Annotated in this window: 19 protein-coding genes; 8 read left to right on the forward strand and 11 right to left on the reverse strand. The window is 68.7% G+C overall.

Annotation, left to right across the window (positions count from 1 at the left end; all coding sequences use genetic code 11):
• The first annotated feature begins 8 nt into the window (after positions 1-8).
• Positions 9-1,766, forward strand: a complete 1,758-nt coding sequence (locus NTM_RS20710) for an AMP-binding protein (RefSeq protein WP_163767457.1) — start codon at positions 9-11, stop codon at positions 1,764-1,766.
• A 17-nt stretch (positions 1,767-1,783) separates the two neighbouring features.
• Here NTM_RS20710 and NTM_RS20715 read toward each other — a convergent pair whose 3' ends face one another.
• The 3 genes from NTM_RS20715 to NTM_RS20725 form a co-directional block, all read right to left on the reverse strand.
• Positions 1,784-2,209: a lipoprotein LpqH gene (locus NTM_RS20715; protein ID WP_104861136.1), complete on the reverse strand. Its 426-nt coding sequence runs from the start codon at positions 2,207-2,209 to the stop codon at positions 1,784-1,786.
• 11 nt (positions 2,210-2,220) lie between these two features.
• Complete coding sequence (locus tag NTM_RS20720; protein ID WP_163767459.1) at positions 2,221-2,859, reverse strand: peroxidase-related enzyme; 639 nt, start codon at positions 2,857-2,859, stop codon at positions 2,221-2,223.
• A gap of 71 nt (positions 2,860-2,930) precedes the next feature.
• On the reverse strand, positions 2,931-3,722 hold the full coding sequence (locus NTM_RS20725) for a helix-turn-helix domain-containing protein (protein ID WP_232079786.1): 792 nt from the start codon (positions 3,720-3,722) through the stop codon (positions 2,931-2,933).
• Between the two features lie 118 nt (positions 3,723-3,840).
• On the opposite strand from NTM_RS20725, the gene NTM_RS20730 reads away from it, so the two are divergent.
• Positions 3,841-4,167, forward strand: a complete 327-nt coding sequence (locus tag NTM_RS20730) for a hypothetical protein (RefSeq protein ID WP_163767463.1) — start codon at positions 3,841-3,843, stop codon at positions 4,165-4,167.
• A gap of 34 nt (positions 4,168-4,201) precedes the next feature.
• Here NTM_RS20730 and NTM_RS20735 read toward each other — a convergent pair whose 3' ends face one another.
• The gene (locus tag NTM_RS20735; RefSeq protein ID WP_104861132.1) at positions 4,202-5,455 is read right to left on the reverse strand and encodes a cytochrome P450; all 1,254 of its coding nucleotides are present in this window, start codon (positions 5,453-5,455) and stop codon (positions 4,202-4,204) included.
• Between the two features lie 157 nt (positions 5,456-5,612).
• On the opposite strand from NTM_RS20735, the gene NTM_RS20740 reads away from it, so the two are divergent.
• Positions 5,613-6,083 (forward strand): hypothetical protein, encoded by a 471-nt coding sequence (locus NTM_RS20740; protein ID WP_435405104.1) that lies wholly within the window; start codon positions 5,613-5,615, stop codon positions 6,081-6,083.
• On the opposite strand, the gene NTM_RS20745 is transcribed toward NTM_RS20740, so the two are convergent.
• The 4 genes from NTM_RS20745 to NTM_RS20760 form a co-directional block, all read right to left on the reverse strand.
• Positions 6,080-8,323 (reverse strand): molybdopterin-dependent oxidoreductase, encoded by a 2,244-nt coding sequence (locus tag NTM_RS20745; RefSeq protein ID WP_163767465.1) that lies wholly within the window; start codon positions 8,321-8,323, stop codon positions 6,080-6,082. The genes NTM_RS20740 and NTM_RS20745 overlap by 4 nt on opposite strands.
• Complete coding sequence (locus NTM_RS20750) at positions 8,320-8,907, reverse strand: TetR/AcrR family transcriptional regulator (protein ID WP_163767467.1); 588 nt, start codon at positions 8,905-8,907, stop codon at positions 8,320-8,322. Before NTM_RS20750 ends, NTM_RS20745 begins: the two co-directional genes overlap by 4 nt.
• Positions 8,908-9,128: 221 nt before the next feature.
• A complete protein-coding gene (locus tag NTM_RS20755; protein ID WP_104861130.1) occupies positions 9,129-10,262 on the reverse strand; it encodes a nitronate monooxygenase in 1,134 nt (377 codons plus the stop codon).
• A 54-nt stretch (positions 10,263-10,316) separates the two neighbouring features.
• On the reverse strand, positions 10,317-11,084 hold the full coding sequence (locus tag NTM_RS20760; RefSeq protein ID WP_163767469.1) for an HAD family hydrolase: 768 nt from the start codon (positions 11,082-11,084) through the stop codon (positions 10,317-10,319).
• A 242-nt stretch (positions 11,085-11,326) separates the two neighbouring features.
• Here NTM_RS20760 and NTM_RS20765 point away from each other — a divergent pair, with 242 nt between their 5' ends.
• Both NTM_RS20765 and NTM_RS20770 read left to right on the forward strand, forming a co-directional pair.
• Entirely contained in the window at positions 11,327-11,710 is a 384-nt protein-coding gene (locus tag NTM_RS20765) for an STAS domain-containing protein (RefSeq protein WP_104861128.1), read from the forward strand.
• Between the two features lie 45 nt (positions 11,711-11,755).
• Positions 11,756-12,202 carry an ATP-binding protein gene (locus tag NTM_RS20770; protein WP_104861127.1) on the forward strand — a complete coding sequence of 149 codons (447 nt, stop codon included), beginning with the start codon at positions 11,756-11,758 and terminating at the stop codon, positions 12,200-12,202.
• Here NTM_RS20770 and NTM_RS20775 read toward each other — a convergent pair whose 3' ends face one another.
• Positions 12,203-13,279, reverse strand: coding sequence for an NAD(P)H-dependent amine dehydrogenase family protein (locus NTM_RS20775; RefSeq protein ID WP_163767472.1), 1,077 nt, complete (start codon positions 13,277-13,279; stop codon positions 12,203-12,205).
• Positions 13,280-13,359: 80 nt separating this feature from the next.
• On the opposite strand from NTM_RS20775, the gene NTM_RS20780 reads away from it, so the two are divergent.
• Genes NTM_RS20780 through NTM_RS20790 form a run of 3 tightly spaced genes read left to right on the forward strand, consistent with a single transcriptional unit; the run spans position 13,360 to position 15,685 of the window.
• On the forward strand, positions 13,360-14,106 hold the full coding sequence (locus NTM_RS20780; protein ID WP_104861125.1) for a glucose 1-dehydrogenase: 747 nt from the start codon (positions 13,360-13,362) through the stop codon (positions 14,104-14,106).
• 30 nt (positions 14,107-14,136) lie between these two features.
• Positions 14,137-15,405 carry a competence/damage-inducible protein A gene (locus NTM_RS20785; RefSeq protein WP_163767474.1) on the forward strand — a complete coding sequence of 423 codons (1,269 nt, stop codon included), beginning with the start codon at positions 14,137-14,139 and terminating at the stop codon, positions 15,403-15,405.
• Between the two features lie 55 nt (positions 15,406-15,460).
• The gene (locus tag NTM_RS20790; protein WP_083146918.1) at positions 15,461-15,685 is read left to right on the forward strand and encodes a hypothetical protein; all 225 of its coding nucleotides are present in this window, start codon (positions 15,461-15,463) and stop codon (positions 15,683-15,685) included.
• 12 nt (positions 15,686-15,697) lie between these two features.
• On the opposite strand, the gene NTM_RS20795 is transcribed toward NTM_RS20790, so the two are convergent.
• Both NTM_RS20795 and NTM_RS20800 read right to left on the reverse strand, forming a co-directional pair.
• Entirely contained in the window at positions 15,698-16,615 is a 918-nt protein-coding gene (locus tag NTM_RS20795) for an alpha/beta fold hydrolase (protein WP_104861123.1), read from the reverse strand.
• A gap of 64 nt (positions 16,616-16,679) precedes the next feature.
• Positions 16,680-18,146, reverse strand: coding sequence for an amidase (locus tag NTM_RS20800; protein ID WP_163767477.1), 1,467 nt, complete (start codon positions 18,144-18,146; stop codon positions 16,680-16,682).
• Positions 18,147-18,172: the final 26 nt, after the last annotated feature.

Raw genomic sequence — 18,172 nt, forward strand, 5'->3', positions numbered from 1 at the left:
TGCTTCGCGTGACAGAGGTCGTTGAGACATCCATCCCGGCGCTATTGCGTGAGCGGGCCAGCCTGCAACCCGACGACACGGCGTACACGTTCGTCGACTACGAGCGGGATCCGGCGGGCGTCGCCGAGAGCCTGACCTGGCCGCAGTTGTACCGCCGGGTGTCGAACGTGGCACGCGAACTGCGTTCGTGTGCCGCACCCGGCGACCGGGCGGTGATCTCCGCGCCCCAGAGTCTGGACTACATCGTCGGCTTCCTCGGTGCCTTGGAGGCCGGGCTGATCGCGGTCCCGCTGTCGGTGCCGCAGGGCGGGGTCGCCGATGAGCGCGTCGATTCGGTGTTGCGTGACGCGGCGCCCGCGGCGATCCTGACCACCTCGTCGGTCGTCGGCGACGTGGCCGCACACGTCACCGCGGCGCCGGGGGAGTCGGGCCCGGCGGTGCTGGAAGTCGATCGCCTCGACCTCGACGCGCCCGGTGCCGGGTCGTTCGGCGGATTCGACGACGACGAGGACTTCCAGAGCACCGCGTATCTGCAGTACACGTCGGGTTCCACCCGCAGCCCGGCCGGGGTGATGATCTCGTACAAGAATCTGCTGACCAACGTCCAGCAGATCACCACCGACTACGCCGTCGACCACGGCGGTGTCGCGCCACCGGACATGACGGTGGTGTCCTGGCTGCCCTTCTACCACGATCTGGGTCTGATCATGGGGATCTGCACCCCGGTCTACGGTGGCTATCGCACCGTGCTGACCAGCCCGATCGCGTTCCTGGAGCGTCCGGCGCGCTGGATGCAGCTGCTGGCGAGCAACCCTGCGGCGTTCTCCTCGGCGCCCAACTTCGCCTTCGAACTGGCGGCGCGCAAGACCGCGGACGCCGACATGGACGGGCTCGATCTGGGCGACGTGTTCATCATCCAGAGCGGGGCCGAGCGGGTGAACCCGACGACCATCAAGCGGTTCACCGACCGGTTCGCCGCGTTCAATCTCGACGAGCGGGTGATCCAGCCTTCCTACGGACTGGCCGAGGCCACGCTGTACGTCGCGACCGTGCGACCCGGCCTGCCCCCGAACGTCGTGAACTTCGAGCCCGAGGAGCTCACCGAAGGTGTGGCGAAGCGGTCGCCGAACGGCGGCGGGACGCCGTTGGTCGGCTATGACACCCCGCTGTCGCCGCTGTCGCCGACGGTGCGCATCGTCGACCCGGACACCAGGACCGTGGTGGCCGACGGTAAGACCGGCGAGGTCTGGGTGCACGGTGACAACGTCGGTGTGGGCTACTGGCACAAGCCCGAGGACAGCGAGCGAGTCTTCCGGGCATCCCTGGCGGCGCCGTCACCGGGCACCCCGGAGGGGCCGTGGCTGCGGACCGGCGACCTGGGATTCATCTCCGAAGGCCAACTTTTCATCGTGGGCCGGATCAAGGATCTGTTGATCGTCTACGGGCGCAATCACGCACCCGATGACATCGAGGCGACGATCTCCGAGATCACCAAGGGCCGGTGCGCGGCGATCGCGGTTCCGCGCGACGGCGTCGAGGAACTGGTCGCGATCGTCGAGTTCAAGAAGCGCGGCGATTCCGACGAGCAGTTCGCCGTCGCCATCCGCGAGATCACCTCGGCGATCTCACATGCGCACGGTCTGGCGGTCGGGGACCTGGTGCTGGTCGCGCCGGGTTCCATTCCGGTCACCACGAGCGGCAAGATCCGCAGGCAGTCGTGCGGACAGCTGTACCGACAGAACGGATTCACCCGGCTGGACGGCTGAGCGCCGGCCGGCGGCGGTCAGCAGTCGGCCTGGATGCGGAACTTCGCGGCCACCTCGGCACTGGGCTTGTCGTCGAAGGCCCCGTCCGCGGTCCCGGTGATGGTGAAGGAGCCGTCGGCGCCGGTGACCTCGGCGTTGCCGACGTTGTCGGCCCAGTAGGAACCGGTGAAGCCGCCGAACCCGCGGAATTCGACGGCTTTGGCCGTCACGCCGCCGCCGGTGGCCAGTATCGCGGTGAATCCGTGCTCTTTCTCCGGCGTTTCGATGTACCACGACCACCCCGACTGGCGGCAACGCACCGCATGGGCCCCGCCGGTGTCGTTGCCGTCGATCGACACGGTTGCGGTGGTGCCGCCGAGGGCGGGCTCCGGGGTCGAGCAACCGGCAGCGCCGAGGACGACGGCGCTGCCGGCGGCGGCCGCCATGAGATGTCGGGTCTTCATGGCGCCCGACTTTAAACGCTATGGCGCTCCTGTCCGGCCGGAATGCCGGTGTATTCCGGATTGGGTGGCACCGACAGCGCGATCCCGATGCGATTGGTCGCGCCGATGAAGGCCGCGATCGAGATAGCTTGGAGGATCTCGTGGTCGTCCAGGCCGAGTGTGCGTAGGTGCTCGAAGTCGTTGTCCCGCAGCGCCTGCGGGTCGTTGTTGACGGCGACTGCGAGGTCGGCCAGCGCACGCTCGCGTTCGGTCAGCTCGGCGACCTGGTGGTGGTCGATCGCGACCCGCTGGCCGAACGACCAGTCGCCGGCGACCTTGCCGAGCTTGTTGGCGTGGTTGGTGTGGCAGTAGGCGCAGCGGTTCTCACCGGAGACGACGGTGGCGATCACCTCGCGTTCGCGGGCGCTGAGCCCGCCGCGGCCGTCTGTGCCCAGCAGCGGCAGCAGGTAGGCGTTGAGTCGTTCCAGGTCGGATTCGTTGAGCGACAGGGCGCGGAACCAGTTGGAGGTCAGCCCCTCCTCGCGCAGTTGGCGGTTGAAGAACCCGCGGACCCCGGGGGAGCTCAGCTCGTCGAGGTCGGGGACGGCCAGGCGGGAGATCCGGACCGGGGTCAGTGGCGGGGCGGGGCGGATGTCTGCTGTTGCGGTCATGGGCACACGGTCGCGCACCGTCGCGCGCCGGCCAAGAGTTCTGCACGTCGCGATGCGAATTACTCGCGGCGTCACCGGAGGGCGGCGGCGGTGGCATCGTCGGCGGGCAGAAACGCCTCGATGCTGAGCTCGGCCGCGGTCAGGTCGAGAGCGGTTCCGAATGTCGTGACCATGCTGAGGAAGCGCAACGTCCGTCCGTCGGTGGTGTCGAGTACCAACGGCACCGCGATCCCACCCAGATCCTGCGAGGGTTCGAATCCGCCGGGATAGGACTCCAGCTCGGCGAGCAGTTCGCTCACCTCGGCGCGGTGGTCGGTGGCGACCTCACGGCGCAACCGCGCGATCAGGTGTGTCCGCCATTGCGTGAGGTTCGCGATCCGCGGCGCCAACCCGTCCGGATGCAGTGCGATCCGCAGCGCGTTGGGGCGCTGAAGCAGGTGCGGTGCGACCCCGTCGAGGAGCACCCCCGCACCGTCGTTGACCTGCCGGATCCACCAGCCGCGGTCGACGACCACGCACGGGAACGGATCGTAGGCGTCCAGCACCCGCTGCACACCCGCCCGCACCGCGGCCATGTCGGGCGCATCCAGCGGACGCTCGGCGTAGGCCGGCGCCAACCCCGCCGCGATCAGCATCCGATTCTGTTCCCGCTGCGGTATGTCGAGGGCGTCGGCGAGCCGTAACACCATGGCGCGACTCGGTTTTGACCTTCCGGTCTCGACGAAACTGACGTGTCGCGCCGAGACGTCGGCCAACAGCGCGAGGTCCAGCTGGCTGAGCCGCCGTCGCTGCCGCCAACTGCGCAGCAGGCCACCGAAATCCACGGCTGTCGTCTCCTGGACCGGGTGCTCGACCGATGTCACCAGCCCAGTGTGGCCAAACTTCCTCCGCCAGGCCATTACCCGAGAGGTAATTGCCGCGGCTACCCGCGGCGCGGACGCTGAGAAGCGGGGGGCCTGGGGCATCGAGGAAGGAGTCCGGATGGCACCGAAATCCGCAAGGCTCTCGGGCGGGACGTCTGGGCCCGAGGCGACCCCGAAGTGGTTGCGGCTCGTGCTGATCTGCGATCGGGCCGGGTCGTCGTGGTACGTCGGTACCGGGTTCTTTTTCGCGCCGGTGCTGATGCTGGTGTCGCCCTGGCCTGCCCTGACCGCCGTGCTGTGGGTGGTCATCGCGCTGGCCGGACTGTGGCTCGGGCTGCTCGGAGTCGCGATGGCCACGGGCCTGGCGATCGTGCTGCGCAGCGGCGCCGAGATCCCCGAGGACTATTGGCGCAGCGTCATCGACTATCCGCGACTCACGGGCTGAGCAGCCGACGTAGCAGCGCCGAGGACGTGACCGGTCAGTGCGTGACCGGGCAGCCCTGTCCGGTGTAGTCGACCTGCCAGTGCTTGATGCCGTTGAGCCAGCCGGAGCGCAGCCGGTCGGGTGTGCCGATCGCGCTGAGGTCGGGGATGTGGTCGGCGATCGCGTTGAACATCAGGTCGATCGTCATCCGCGCCAGGTTCGCCCCGATGCAGTAGTGCGCCCCGGTGCCGCCGAAGCCGACGTGCGGATTCGGGTCGCGCAGGATGTCGAAGCGGTTCGGGTCGTCGAAAACGTCCTCGTCGAAGTTCGCCGACCGGTACGACATCACCACCCGCTGGCCCTTCTTGATCTGCACCCCGGACAGTTCGTAATCGGTCAGCGCCGTGCGCTGGAAGGACGTCACCGGGGTCGCCCACCGCACGATCTCGTCGACCGCGGTGACCGGCCGCTGCGCCTTGTAGAGCTCCCACTGGTCCGGGTGCTCGGTGAACGCGATCATGCCGTGGGTGATCGAGTTGCGGGTGGTCTCGTTCCCGGCCACCGCGAGCAGCACCATGAAGAAGCCGAATTCGTCGTCGGAGAGCTTGTGTCCGTCGACGTCGGCTTCGATGAGTTTGGTGACGATGTCCTCACCGGGGTTCTCCGCCCGCTCGGCGGCCAGCTGCATCGCGTACATGATGAGTTCGGTTGCCGCGTTGCGATTGTCATGGTGCGCGTATTCGGGATCGTCGTCGCTGACCATCTGGTTCGACCAGTCGAAGAGCTTTCTGCGGTCCTCGATCGGCACACCGAGCAGCCCGGCGATCGCCTGCAGCGGGAGTTCGCACGACACCTGCTCGACGAAGTCTCCCGCTCCCTCGGCGGCGGCGGCCTTGGCGATCGCCTGCGCGCGGGCATCGAGGTCGTCGCGCAATCGCTCGACCGCGCGGGGGGTGAAGCCACGGGAGATGATCTTGCGCAGGTGGGTGTGCCGGGGGGCGTCCATGTTCAGCAGGACGAGGCTCCCGGTCTCGATCTGCTCGCCGGTCGAGCCTTCCGGGTAGCGGGGGAGTGCGGTCTTGACCTCGCTGGAGAACACGTCGCTGCGTTTGGAGATCTCCTTGACGTCGTGGTGGCGGGTGACCAGCCAGAAGCCCCCGTCGCCGAATCCCCCGACGCCGCCGGGTTGTTCGTTCCACCAGATCGGCGCACTGCGCCGCAGCTCGGCGAGTTCCTCCACGGGGAGTCGCTCGCGGTTGAGGTCTGGGTCGGTGAAGTCGAAACCGGGGGGCAGAGTAGGAGTCGCCATACGTTTCGCTCCTCATGGTCACGTGGCCGTACAGCATTGCTACCACCGCGACGTGCCCGGCGAGCGAGGTTCGGGGAACGTCGACGCGTCGTTGTAACGAAAGCCGGGCGGGATCTGATGCATCCTGTGACAAGAGATCGGTCCGGGAGGGTGCATCGTGAAGTTCGGGTTCCGCGCAAGCACTGTGTCGATGGTCCGCGCAGGTGTCGCGCCGGTGATCGGGGCCGCCGCGTTCGCAGCGCTGATCGCCGCCGCGCCTTCGGCGCTGGCCGATCCGGCGGTGCCGCCGGCGCCGCAACCCGTGCCGGGGCCGTCGGTGGCGCCCGCCCCCGCGGCTCCCGCGGCCGGGATCGATCTCGCGGCTCCCGCCGCCGAAGGCGTCCCGCACCTGGCCAGCCCGGACAACCTCCCGCCCGGCACCACCGGCGCTCCTGCCGCAACGCCGGGCAAACTCGGTTACCTGCGCGAGCTGTGGCATGCGATGCGTACCCAGGAGGTCAGCGGCGGCGACGCGCTGCTGCTGTTCACGCAGCGGCCTCTCAGTTCGGGCCCGCAGCAGCTCAGAACTCCTGTGCCGGCCGCCGAGGCGGCCACGGTGCCGGCCCCTGTGCCGGCCACCGCCCCCTAGGGCTGCGCCTCAGCCATTTTTTCGATGCGAGCCGGCACGTGCTTGTGCCACGGCGTCCCGGCGTACGCGTCGCGCCACGTAGTCGCCGTCAGCGAGTTCGGCGCCACCCCTGGGCGCTGCGCAGAGCCGTCGGGGCCGACGAAGTCCAGCCCGTAGCCGTTCGGCAATGACATGTGCCCATGCAGCATCGCGGCACTGACCTCGACCGTCGCCTCGGCGGTGCCCGCGGCGGTGGTGATCCGCACGCGGTCCCCGTCGGCGAGTTCGAGTTCCCCGGCGTCCTCGACGCTGATGCGCAGGGCCCCGCCGGTGTCGCGTTTGCGCCATCCGGGATCGCGGATGATGTCGTTGGCGGTGAACGCGCGTCGCTCACCCGCCGACAACACCATCGGGAACTCGGCGTCGGTGAGTCGGGTCGGTGCACCCGTGAGTCCGCGCAGTTCGGTGAGCAGCTCGGGAATCTCGATCGCGATCTTGTGGTCCGGGCGGCCGATCAGCGCGAAATCGTCGTCGTACTCGTGCACGGTGAACGTCACCCCGGAACGACCCTCCAGGATCGCGGTGAACAACGCGTTGCCGTCGGCATGCCCGGCGCGGCGCACGGCGTCTGGATATGCCATCGCGGTCTTCTGCGCGAGCCCCCACAGCGCCGCGGCGCCCGACAACCCGTGGGGGAGCGCGGTCCCGAGCGTTTCGTACAGCACGAACGGCAGCACCTTGTTCAGATTGGGATTGGCGGTGACCGCGGCCACGAACGCGTCGGTGAACGCGGGAAGTCCCTGGCCCGCCGCGGAGCGCAACGGCGCGAGCTCGGACTCGTCGACAACGCCGAGCGCACGGGTCAGCCTCGCCCAGATCTCGGGTTCGGGCAGAGTGCCGGGCAACGGTTCCATCAGCGGGTGGCGCAGGTGAAAGGTGTTGTGCGGGAACTCGAGATTGAAGAACGTCGCCTCGGCCTTCTCGAACTGACTCGCCGCGGGAAGCACGTAGTCCGCCAGTCGGGCGGTCTCGGTCATCGCGACGTCGATGACCACCAGCAGCTCCAGCGAGGTCAGTGCCCTGGCGACGGCGCTGGAGTCCGCGATGGAGTGCGCGGGGTTGCTGCTCTCGACGACCATCGCGCGGAACCGGTCGGGATGGTCGGTGAGGATCTCCTCGACGACGACGTTGGCCGGCATCAGTCCGCCGATGATCGGGGCGCCCGTCACCGGGGTGCGACCGACACCGCCGCTGCGGAACAGCGGCGCGAACGACGAATGCAGGTGTTGTCCGCCGCGTTTGGCGAAATTGCCGGTCAGGATCCACAGCATCTTGTTCAGGTACGAACACAGCGTGCTGTTCGGGGACTGCTGCACACCCAGATCCTCGAACACCGCCACACTCTGGGCTGCCGCGATTCGGCGGACCGCGGTGCGCAACTGGAACTCGTCGACGCCGCAGTGGCGCGCGTACTCACCGACGGAAACCTCGGCCAGCGCTGCGCGCACGGCGTCGACCCCCGTCACGTGTTCGACGAGAAAGGTTTCGTCGCAGAGGTTTTCCTGCACGAGTACGGCGGCCATCGCCGCCAAGCACCACGCGTCCGTTCCTGGCCGCACCCGCAGGTGGAAATCGGCCATCTTCGCGGTGTCGGTGACGACGGGGTCGATCACGATCATCGACCGCTGCGGATCCTTGGCGATCTCGTTGAGCACGACCCGCGCGCGCGGGATGCTCTGCGACATCCACGGGTTCTTCCCGACGAATACCGACACCTCGGCGTGCGCGAACTCACCGCGGGTGTGTCCGCCGTAGAACTGCGCGTCGACCCAGTGCTCGCCGGTCTTCTCCTGGGCCAATGCGTTCGACCGGTGACGGGAACCGAGGGCTTTGAGGAAGGCTCCGCTGTAGGCGCCGCCGAGATGATTGCCCTGGCCGCCCCCACCGTAGTAGAGGATCTTGTCCCCGCCGTACGCGGCCGCGATCCCCTGGAACCCCGCGGCGATCTCGGTGACGGCGGTCTCCCAGTCGATCGGCTCGTACGTTCCGTCGGGACGGCGGCGCATCGGGGAGGTCAGCCGGTTGCGGTTGTTCTGGTAGTGGTCGAGCTGCAGGGCCTTGTTGCACGTGTAGCCCTGGGATGCGGGATGAGATTTGTCGCCGCGGATGCGTGCGAGTCTGCGGTCCTCGACCTGGACGACGATGCCGCAGTTGCATTCACACAGGATGCAGGCGCTGGGCTGCCATTCCGGCTCGGTCACCTCGATGTTCCCCCGCGGGTCTGGGCCTGGATCAACGAGCGAAGCTGGGCCTGCACTTGATCCAGCGGTGTCACGTCGCGGCAGGCACGGGCGACGACGATCGCGCCTTCGAACGAGGACAACACGAGTGTCGCCAGCGCGGCCGCATCCGGCTCGGCGACCCCGTCGCCGGCCAGCCGCCGCGCGATGATCTGCCGCCAGCGTTCGAACGCGGCCGCGGCGCGCTCGATCAACGGCGTCGTCTGCTCGGGCTTGTCCGGGTCCCCGGCCTCGACCGCGACCGCCACCACGGGGCAGCCCGCCCGGAACTCGGTGCGCCGCAACTCGTTCCGGTAGAAGTCGAAGAGCTCGTCGAGGACCTCGACGGCGGACGTCGCGCCCTCGAGCCGCTCGGCCATGAACTGGGCCGCATAGTCGACGGCCTCGCACAACAGCTGTGTGCGCCCGCCGGGAAAGTAGTGATACGCCGATCCGCGAGGGGCTCCGCTGTGGGCGAGCACATCGGCGATGGCCGTCGGGTGTGCGCCGCGCTCGCGGATGAGCAGGGCCGCGGACACCACCATCCGCTCACGGGGACTCACCACCGACGTATCCCTTCGTCGCGCGCCTATGTATGGAACTCTACATAACGCGTGGGTCATCGTGGCCCTTTTGCACTTCGTCCGTGCGAACCCCGGCGCGAATTCCCATTGGGCGTCGCGTCGCCGAGCGGCGGTCGCGACGGCGGACCAGTCGTGCGGTTGACGATGTCGGCGTGGAGATCTCCGCTGGGCGGTGATCTCCACGCCGACTTCAGGCCGACGGCCTAGACGCTGGCGGCCTCGTTGAGGTCGTTGAGCCGGCCGGTTGCCTCGAGGTACTCCTGGACCCAGCGCTCGATCACCGTCGCGGTCTTCTCGACCTTGGTGAACTGGCCGACCACCTGGCCGATCGGGTTGAACGCGACGTCGACCGACTCGTTCGGGTATTTGTGCGTGGCGGCCACCGCCATACCCGAGACCATGTACTGCAGCGGCATGCCGAGCGGCTTCGGGTTGTTCGGGTCCTCCCACGCCTCGGTCCACTCGTTGCGCAGCATCCGCGCCGGCTTGCCGGTGAACGAGCGGCTGCGCACGGTGTCGCGGCTGCCGGCCTTGATGTAGGCCTCGTGCTGAACCGGGGTGTTCTCCGACTCCTCGACCATCACCCACTGCGAACCGGTCCACGCGCCCTGCGCGCCGAGCGCCAGCGCCGCGGCGATCTGCTGGCCGCTGCCGATGCCGCCGGCCGCCAGCACCGGCACCGGTGCGACCTCCTTGACCACCTGGGGCCACAACACGATCGACCCGACCTCGCCGCAGTGGCCGCCGGCCTCGCCGCCCTGGGCGATGATGATGTCCACGCCGGCATCGGCGTGCTTGCGGGCCTGGGACGGCGAACCGCACAGCGCGGCGACCACCCGGCCGGCCTCGTGGATGTGCTTGATCATGTCCGCGGGCGGGGTGCCGAGCGCGTTGGCGATCATCGTGACCTTCGGGTGCCGCAGCGCGACCTCGACCTGCGGGGTGGCGGTCGCCTCGGTCCAGCCCAGCAGTTGCAGCGCATCGTCGTCGCTGTGATCGACCGGCACACCGTGGTCGGACAGGATCTTCTTCGCGAAGTCGATGTGCTCGTCGGGGACCAGGTCGTTGAGCGTCTTCTTGAGCACCTCGGGATCCATGTCGGAGGCATCCATGCCCTCGTACTTGTTCGGGATCACGATGTCCACCCCGTACGGGTGGTCGCCGATGTTCTCATCGATCCAGTTCAGCTCGATCTCGAGCTGCTCAGGGGTGAAGCCGACCGCGCCGAGCACGCCGAAGCCGCCCGCCTTGCTGACGGCGACGACGACGTCCCGGCAGTGGGTGAACGCGAAGATCGGGAATTCGATGCCGAGTTGGTCGCACAGGGGAGTATGCATAGTCCGCTCCTGGTATGGCCATGGGGAACACAAGTAGGAAAACTGAAACGTGTTCTACTTTATTACACCGAGTAGGCCGCCGTGATTGCCCTTGCCCGGATTGACCACCTTGAGCACCGGCCAGCCCCGTTCGGCCGCCATCGCCGCCAGTTCGCGCCGCGGGTTGACCGGGCGCGGATAGCCCACCAGCGTCATCAGCGCGATGTCCTCGTTGCCATCGGCGTAGAAGTAGCTGTTCTCCAGCGTCACGTCGTGCTGCTCGCAGAATCCCTGCACCGCGGCGGCCTTGCGGCGCCCCCAGATCACCGGACGCGCGATACGGCCGGTCAGCCTGCCGCCTGCGTCGACCTCGAAGTGGTTGCACAGCACGTGGTCGATCTCCAGATATCGGGCTACCGGCTCGGCGTGGATGGTCAACGCCGACGAACTCATCACGACGGTGTGCCCGCGGCGCTGATGGGCCAGCACGATCTCGTGCATCGCCGGGAACAGCCGCGACTGGACCCGCTCGGTGAACAGTCGCTCGCCGACGACGTCGAGATCTTCCAGCGATTCCCCGCGCAGATATCCGGCGGCGCGCTCGAGCAACCTGGCGAAGTTCACTCTGCCCAGCCGGTACCGCATCGCCGCCTCGATCACCCCGGTGACCTCTCCGATGCGGGCCTGTCTGCGCCGGATGCGATCCCCGGCGTGCGCGGTGGCGGTGAATCCGTCGACGAGCGTGCCGTCCAGGTCGAAGAACGCGCCGATCGCGGGTCCGGCCGGACCGGCCTCGATCTCGGCGACCGGGTCGATCGAGGTCGCCGCGTCTGACGGGCCCATATGCTCCTCACGTAGGGTCCCCATGCTGCCTCCGGGGCGGTGACCGGCGTATATCGCGTAGCCACCCGCCACGTGACAAGCCATGCTACGGGCGTCACGAGGGGTCCTGGTTTAATCTGTGGCCTGGTCGCCGCAACCGCCACGGTAGGTTGGTCTTGCCGGGTTCAGGATGCAGCCTGCGCGAGTGCACTGATCTGTGCTCTCGCAGAATGCGACGAGCGGCCTGACATGGAAGGTGAACCTTGGACGAGCAAGCAGCCGAAGGCACGAACGCCTCAGCGGCTTCGAATTGTGTCGTCACGCAGCGCTGGGTCGACCGGACGGCTGTCGTCGCGGTGGCCGGCGTCGTCGACATGCTGACCTCCCCGCAGCTGGAGACGGCGATCGACGAGGCACTGGAGCAGAAGCCCGGCGCGGTCGTGATCGATTTCACCGAGGTGGAGTTCCTCGCGTCGGCCGGTATGGGGGTTCTGGTCGCCGCGCACGATAAAGCCGGTTCAGAGGTCGCGATCAGCGTGGTCGCCGACGGTCCCGCCACGAGCCGCCCGCTCAAGCTGGTCGGCATCGCCGACATCGTCGCGCTGTACGCCAGCCTCGACGAAGCCCTCGCGGCCCGCGACACGTAGGAAAGCCGCTTAGGAACGTGTCGGGTGGGGTAGCCAGCGACTGCCATGATCGATGCCATGCCTCCGACTGAGGTCGCCAACGCCGAACGCTTCGAACGGTTCGGCCTCGACGCCGATGCCGGAGTCGTGGCGCGTGTCCGCCAGGAGTTCACCGACTGGCTGCGCCAGTTCTTCACCCTCGACGATGTGCGCCGTAGCGACATGGTGCTCGCGGTCAACGAGGCGCTGGCCAACGCGGCCGAGTTCGCCTATGTGCAGAGCGACCGTCCTGGCACCATCGATTTCCAGGCCGAGTACGACGCTGCCACGCAGACGCTGTCGGTGTGCGTCGAGGACCGCGGCATGTGGCGCAAGCGCCAGACCGAACCGGCCCCCAGAACCCGCGGGCGGGGGATCCCGCTGATGGAGACGCTGTCCGACCACGCGGTCATCGAACCCTCGACCAGCGGCACCACGGTCAAGATGCAGTGGCAGGGTGTTCCCCGCCGCTGATCACCGAGGCCGGTAGGTGCCCTTACCCGTCACCAGCGGCAGGTCCAGCGTGGTGCGGATCCCCGGGGCGGCGTCGATGACGTCCGGGATCGCGTTGACGATGCGCCCCGCGGCGGCCAGGATCGCCGCATAGTTGTGGTCCCCGTTGCGGCTGGTCGGACAGATGTCCATCACGTAGGACGGCTCGCCGGTGATCTCGACCCGGTACGACCCGCCCTGCTGTGCCGGCTGGGCCCAATCGGGTCGCAGGTCCCCGCGGAGCCGGGTGATGTGTTCGACCACGATCACCGGCTCCCCGTCGACGAGCCCCTCGATCAGGAAGCGCACCGCGGCGACCGTGCCCTTCTTGATGGTGCCGACCGCGACGTCGAAGTCTTCCGGGGCGGGTTCCTGTTCGACCGAGTCACGGATCTCGTCGACGGTCACGCCCAGTCCCGCGGCGAGCTGCCGGATCCCGACACCCCACGCGGCGCTGAGCATGCCGGGCTGGTACAGGAACGGCAGGTCACCCACCTCGTTCCCGAAGCCCATCACGTCGAACATCACGGTGGCCCCGTCGTAGGTCGCGTAGTCGGCGATCTCCATGGTGCGGATCTGGGTGATGCTCTGGCAGGTGCTCGCCAGCGCCAGCGGCAGCAGGTCGGTGACGAAACCGGGGTCGACACCGGTGATGAACAGGCTCGAATCACCTTGCCGGGCCGCGGCTTCGACCTTCTCGATGGTGTGGTCACCGATGACACCCCACGGGTAGGACAGGAACCCGGGGGAGGAGCCGACGACGTTGATGCCGGCCTCGAGCAGCCGTCGCACGTCGGCCAGCGCCTCGCGGGGACGTACGTCGCCCATCGCGCAGTACACCGCGCAGTCGGGGTCGGCGGCGATCACCGCGTCGAAGTCGTCGGTCGCCGTGACGCCGGTGGTCACGTCGAGGCGGGCCAACTCGCCGGCGTCCTTACCGACCTTCGCCGCGGAGGACACCCAGACCGTGGTCAGGTCGAACCGCGGGTCCTCGATCAGCTGTCGCAGCGCCAGGCTGCCGCAGTTACCGGTTCCGATGAGTGCCACACGAATAGCCATGCGCAGCAGTATGCGTGCTCCGAACCTGGATTGGAACAGGTTCTAATTTCTGTGCACCAGGTGCGGTAACCTGACGCCCCATGGGACGCGTGGACGGAAAAGTGGCACTCATCAGTGGCGGCGCGCAGGGTATGGGCGCCGCCGATGCGCGGGCCCTGGTCGCCGAGGGCGCCAAGGTCGTCATCGGCGACATCCTCGACGACAAGGGTCAGGCGCTCGCCGACGAGATCAACGCCGAGACGCCCGACTCGGCCCGCTACGTCCACCTCGACGTGACCCAGGCCGACCAGTGGGAGGCCGCCGTGGCCACCGCCGTACAGGACTTCGGCAAGCTCAACGTCCTGGTCAACAACGCAGGCACGGTGGCGCTCGGCTTGATCGGCCAGTTCGACATGGCCAAGTGGCAGAAGGTGATCGACGTCAATCTGACCGGCACCTTCCTCGGTATGCAGGCGTCGGTGGAGGCGATGAAGGCCGCCGGCGGCGGTTCGATCATCAACATCTCCTCGATCGAGGGCCTGCGCGGCGCGGTGATGGTGCACCCATACGTGGCGTCGAAGTGGGCGGTGCGCGGGCTGACGAAGTCCGCCGCACTGGAACTCGGCGCGCACAACATCCGGGTGAACTCGGTGCATCCGGGGTTCATCCGCACTCCGATGACCAAGCATTTCCCCGACAACATGCTGCGCATCCCGCTGGGCAGGCCCGGCCAGCCCGAGGAGGTGGCGACCTTCGTGGTGTTCCTGGCCAGTGACGAATCCCGGTACTCCACCGGAGCGGAGTACGTGATGGACGGCGGGCTGACCAACGACGTACCGCACAAGTAGCGCATACGGCCCTGCGTAGAGTCAGCTCTCGTGAGCGCACGGGCCGGAATCGTGGTGACGGGGACCGAGGTCCTGACGGGACGGGTGAGGGACCTCAACGGTCCCTGGCTGGCCGACCGGCTGCTCGAACTAGGTGTCGAGCTCGGCCACATCACCCTGTGCGGGGATCGGCCCGCCGACATCGAGGCGCAGTTGCGTTTCCTGGCCGGGCAGGGCGTCGACCTGATCATCACCAGCGGCGGGCTCGGCCCGACCGCCGACGACATGACGGTCGAGGTCGTCTCGCGGTTCTGTGAGCGCGATCTGGTGCTCGACCCTGGGCTGGAAGCCAAGATCGCCGACATCGTGACCGGGTTGATGGCGCGCTTCCCCGGGGTCGATCAGGACGCCGTGCTGGCCGCCAACCGCAAGCAGGCCCTGGTCCCGTCCGGCGCCGAAATCCTCGACCCGGTCGGTACCGCACCCGGTGTCGTGGTCGCCGGCACCCCGACGGTCGTGGTGCTGCCGGGCCCACCTCGCGAACTGCAGCCGATGTGGGACGCCGCGGTCGCGACCGACGCCGTACAGCGCGCGATCGCCGGCCGGGTCACGTACCGGCAGGAGACGATCCGGATGTTCGGCCTGCCCGAGTCCGGGCTGGCCGACACGTTGCGCGAGGCGCAGACCCGGGTGGCCGGATTCGACCGGCTGGAGATCACGACGTGCCTGCGGCGCGGTGAGCTGGAGATCGTCACCCGGTACGAACCCGAGGATGCGGCCGTCTATTCGGAACTGCTGAAAGTGCTGCGGGACAAGCACTCCCGCGAGCTCTTCTCGATCGACGGCTCTTTCGTCGACGATCAGGTCGCCACGCTGCTGGCGGGCCGCACCATCGCCACCGCGGAGTCCTGCACCGCGGGGATGGTGGCAGCCCGGCTGACCGACCGGCCCGGGTCGTCGGCTTACGTCGCCGGGGGTGTGGTGTCGTATTCGAACGCGGCCAAGATCGAGCTGCTGGGGGTCGACGCGGCGCTGATCGACGCGCATGGCGCGGTGTCCGAACCGGTCGCCGAGGCGATGGCGGCCGGCGCGCTGCGCCGGTTCGGCGCCGACACCGCGGTCGCCACCACCGGGATCGCCGGGCCCGGGGGCGGCTCGGAGGCCAAACCGGTCGGCACCGTGTGCTTCTCGGTCGCGCTGGCCGACGGCACGTTCCTGACACGCACGTCACGGCTGCCCGGCAACCGCTCCGATGTCCGGGAACGGTCGACGACCGTCGCGATGCATCTGCTTCGTCGGGCCCTCACCGGCGACCGTTAGGGTGGGGCGCACGCCCGTGCACACGCATCCGAACACACCCCTGGAGAACACACACATGGTTGACACCGACGAGCGACAGGCGGTCTCCACGCTCGCCGAGGAGGCGGGCTGGAATCACCGCGTCGAAGACCGCAACGACTACTTCGACAAGGGCGTGGTCCGCATCCACATCGTCTGGCAGGGTGACGCGAAGATCAGCGGGGGGACGCTCTACCACGACGATCTGATGCAGACGTACAGCCACGACCTCGGGACGGTCAGGGGCTGGCTGAAGCGCTGACGCGGTGGGACGTCACCGCGTCTGCGCGTCGTCCCACAGATCGGTCATCGCCCGCATGATCGCCTCGGCCTCGCCGAGCCCACCGAGGTGGCTCTCGCCGGGCAGGGGATGGAACTCGGCGTCGGGCAGTAGGCCCACCACGTGCTTGCCGTGCTCGAACGGCACGATGTGGTCGCAGTCGCCGTGCCACCACCGGACCGGGACCCTGACCTCGTCGAGCCGGAATCCCCAGTCGCGGGCGAAGACGACGACGTCGGCGAACGGCGCTGCCAGCTGTTTGCGGCTGCCGTTGAGCAGATCGTCGAGGAACATCGCCTTGAACTCGGGGCGCACCAGCAGCCGGCGGTCCCCCTCCGGGGAGATGCTGGCGTACAGGTACAGCACGGGTTCGGCGACTGGTTTGATCAACCGGATCAGCCCGGTCGCGACGGCCGACAGCGGGGTTCCGACGTGCTCGAGAACCGGTGCCACGGGCAGTCCGATCTTGCCCATCACGCCGCCACCGATGCCGTCGGAGCCGCGGGTCGGGGCGACACCGCCGAGGATGCCGACCGCGACCACCCGATCCGGCATCGCCGCGGCACATCCCAGCGTGTACGGACCGCCGCCGGAGAGGCCGATGATCTCCATCTTGTCGATGCCGAGGGTGTCTGCGACCGTGCGCAGGTCGTCGGCGAAATCGATGACCTTCTGATACTCGTGCGGGGTGGAGGACCCGATCCCGGGACGGTCGACGCCGATCAGCCGGATACCGTTCTTCTCGGCGAACACCCGCGCCTCGACCGGGATCTGCCGGCGCGCACCCGGCGTGCCGTGCAGCCAGAAGATCGCCCGGCCCTGCGGATCTCCGAATTCGGCGAAACCGAGCTTGCGGCGGTCACCGACGGCCACGTTGCCTTCGAGTTTCGGGCGAGCGATGTCGACTGCCATGGGCGAAAGTGTCCCACGCCCCGATCGGGCCCCGGCTCGGCTCCGCCGAAACCCGGTCAGCGGCTCACGCGCCTCCGATCCACCCCGGGGGCCGACGGTCCGCCCACGGCAGGGCCTGCTCCAACTGCGCGGCCAGCTGCAGCAGGATCGTCTCGTCGGGCGCCATCAACTGCACGCCGATCGGCGTCCCCTCGGGGGTGGTACCGAGCGGCAACGACACCGCTGCCCAGCCGGTCACGTTGGCCAGCGACGTCCATCCGGTGGTGGCGAACTCGACGTCGAAGAACCCCCGGACGCTGCCGCGCGGCCGGTCGAGCAGCCCGTACGGCGGCGGGCCGGTCAACAGGGTCGGGACCAGCAGCACGTCCGAACCGCTCATCTGGCCGGCGAAGCGGCGTGTCTGGGCGTGCACCGTCGCGATGGCGCCGGCGTACTCCGCCCCGGTCGTGACGAATCCCTCCCGCACCATCTCCCATGTGCTGGGTTCGAATTCGTCCTCCCGTGGTTCCCGGCCGAGCACACCGCAGGCAAGCTCGTAGAGCGCCACGTTGCTGACGGCGTGCAGTACCGCGACCGCCGACGCCACGGCATCCGGGTCGACGGCGGGGAACCCCGGTTCGACGACGTGCCCGAGCCGTTCGAGTGTCACCCCGGCGTACTCGACGGCCGCGACCACCGCCGGTTGGGTGGCGGGCCCGGGGAACGGTGACTTGGTGGTTATCGTGATCCGTTGCGGTGGAGGGGTTTCGGAGATCGCGGCGAGGAAGGGCCGGGGTGGCGTGGGCGCGGAGTACGGGTCTCCGATCCCGGTGCCGGACACCGCGTCGAGCAGGGCGGCGCTGTCGCGCACTGTGCGGGTCAGCGCGTGTTCGTTGACGAGTCCTTCGAGGCCGTGTCCGCCGCCGGGGGCGAACGACGTGCGGGCCCGCCTCGGCTTGAGGCCGACCAGCCCGCAACAAGACGCGGGCACCCGGATGGACCCGGTGCCGTCGCCGCCGGATGCCGCGGGCACGACTCCCGCCGAGACCGCCGCGGCGGATCCTCCACTGGACCCGCCGGGCGACATCGTCGGCGACCACGGGTTGGCGGTGCGCCCGAACAGGGACGGCTCTGTCGTGCAATGGTTTCCCCATTCGGGGGTGTTGGTCTTGCCGAAGACCACCAGCCCCGCATCGAGATAGCGTTCGACGATCCACGCGGATTCGGCGGCCACATGGCCGCGAAGCGCGCGGGAGCCCATCGCTTCCGGGGCGCCGGCCAGTGAGGCGCCAAGATCCTTCAGCAGGAACGGAACTCCGCAGAGCGGGCCCGCGTCCCCGGTGCGCAGCGTGCCGGATGCGTCGAGGGCCGCGGCCTGGTCGCGGCCGCGCTCGAACAGGTCGGTGATGACGGCGTTGAGATCACGTGACTTCTCCAGCCGGATGATCGCAGCCTCGAGGAGTTCGACCGCGGTGACCTCACCGGCGGCGGCGAGGGCTGCTTGGCCGACGGCGTCCCGGGACGCCAGTTCGACCGCCGCCGATGTGTCCATGACGCGGATCATGCTGCTCCCTGGGC

Origin of the sequence: Mycolicibacterium parafortuitum (genome assembly GCF_010725485.1) — a bacterium.
GTDB lineage: Bacteria > Actinomycetota > Actinomycetes > Mycobacteriales > Mycobacteriaceae > Mycobacterium.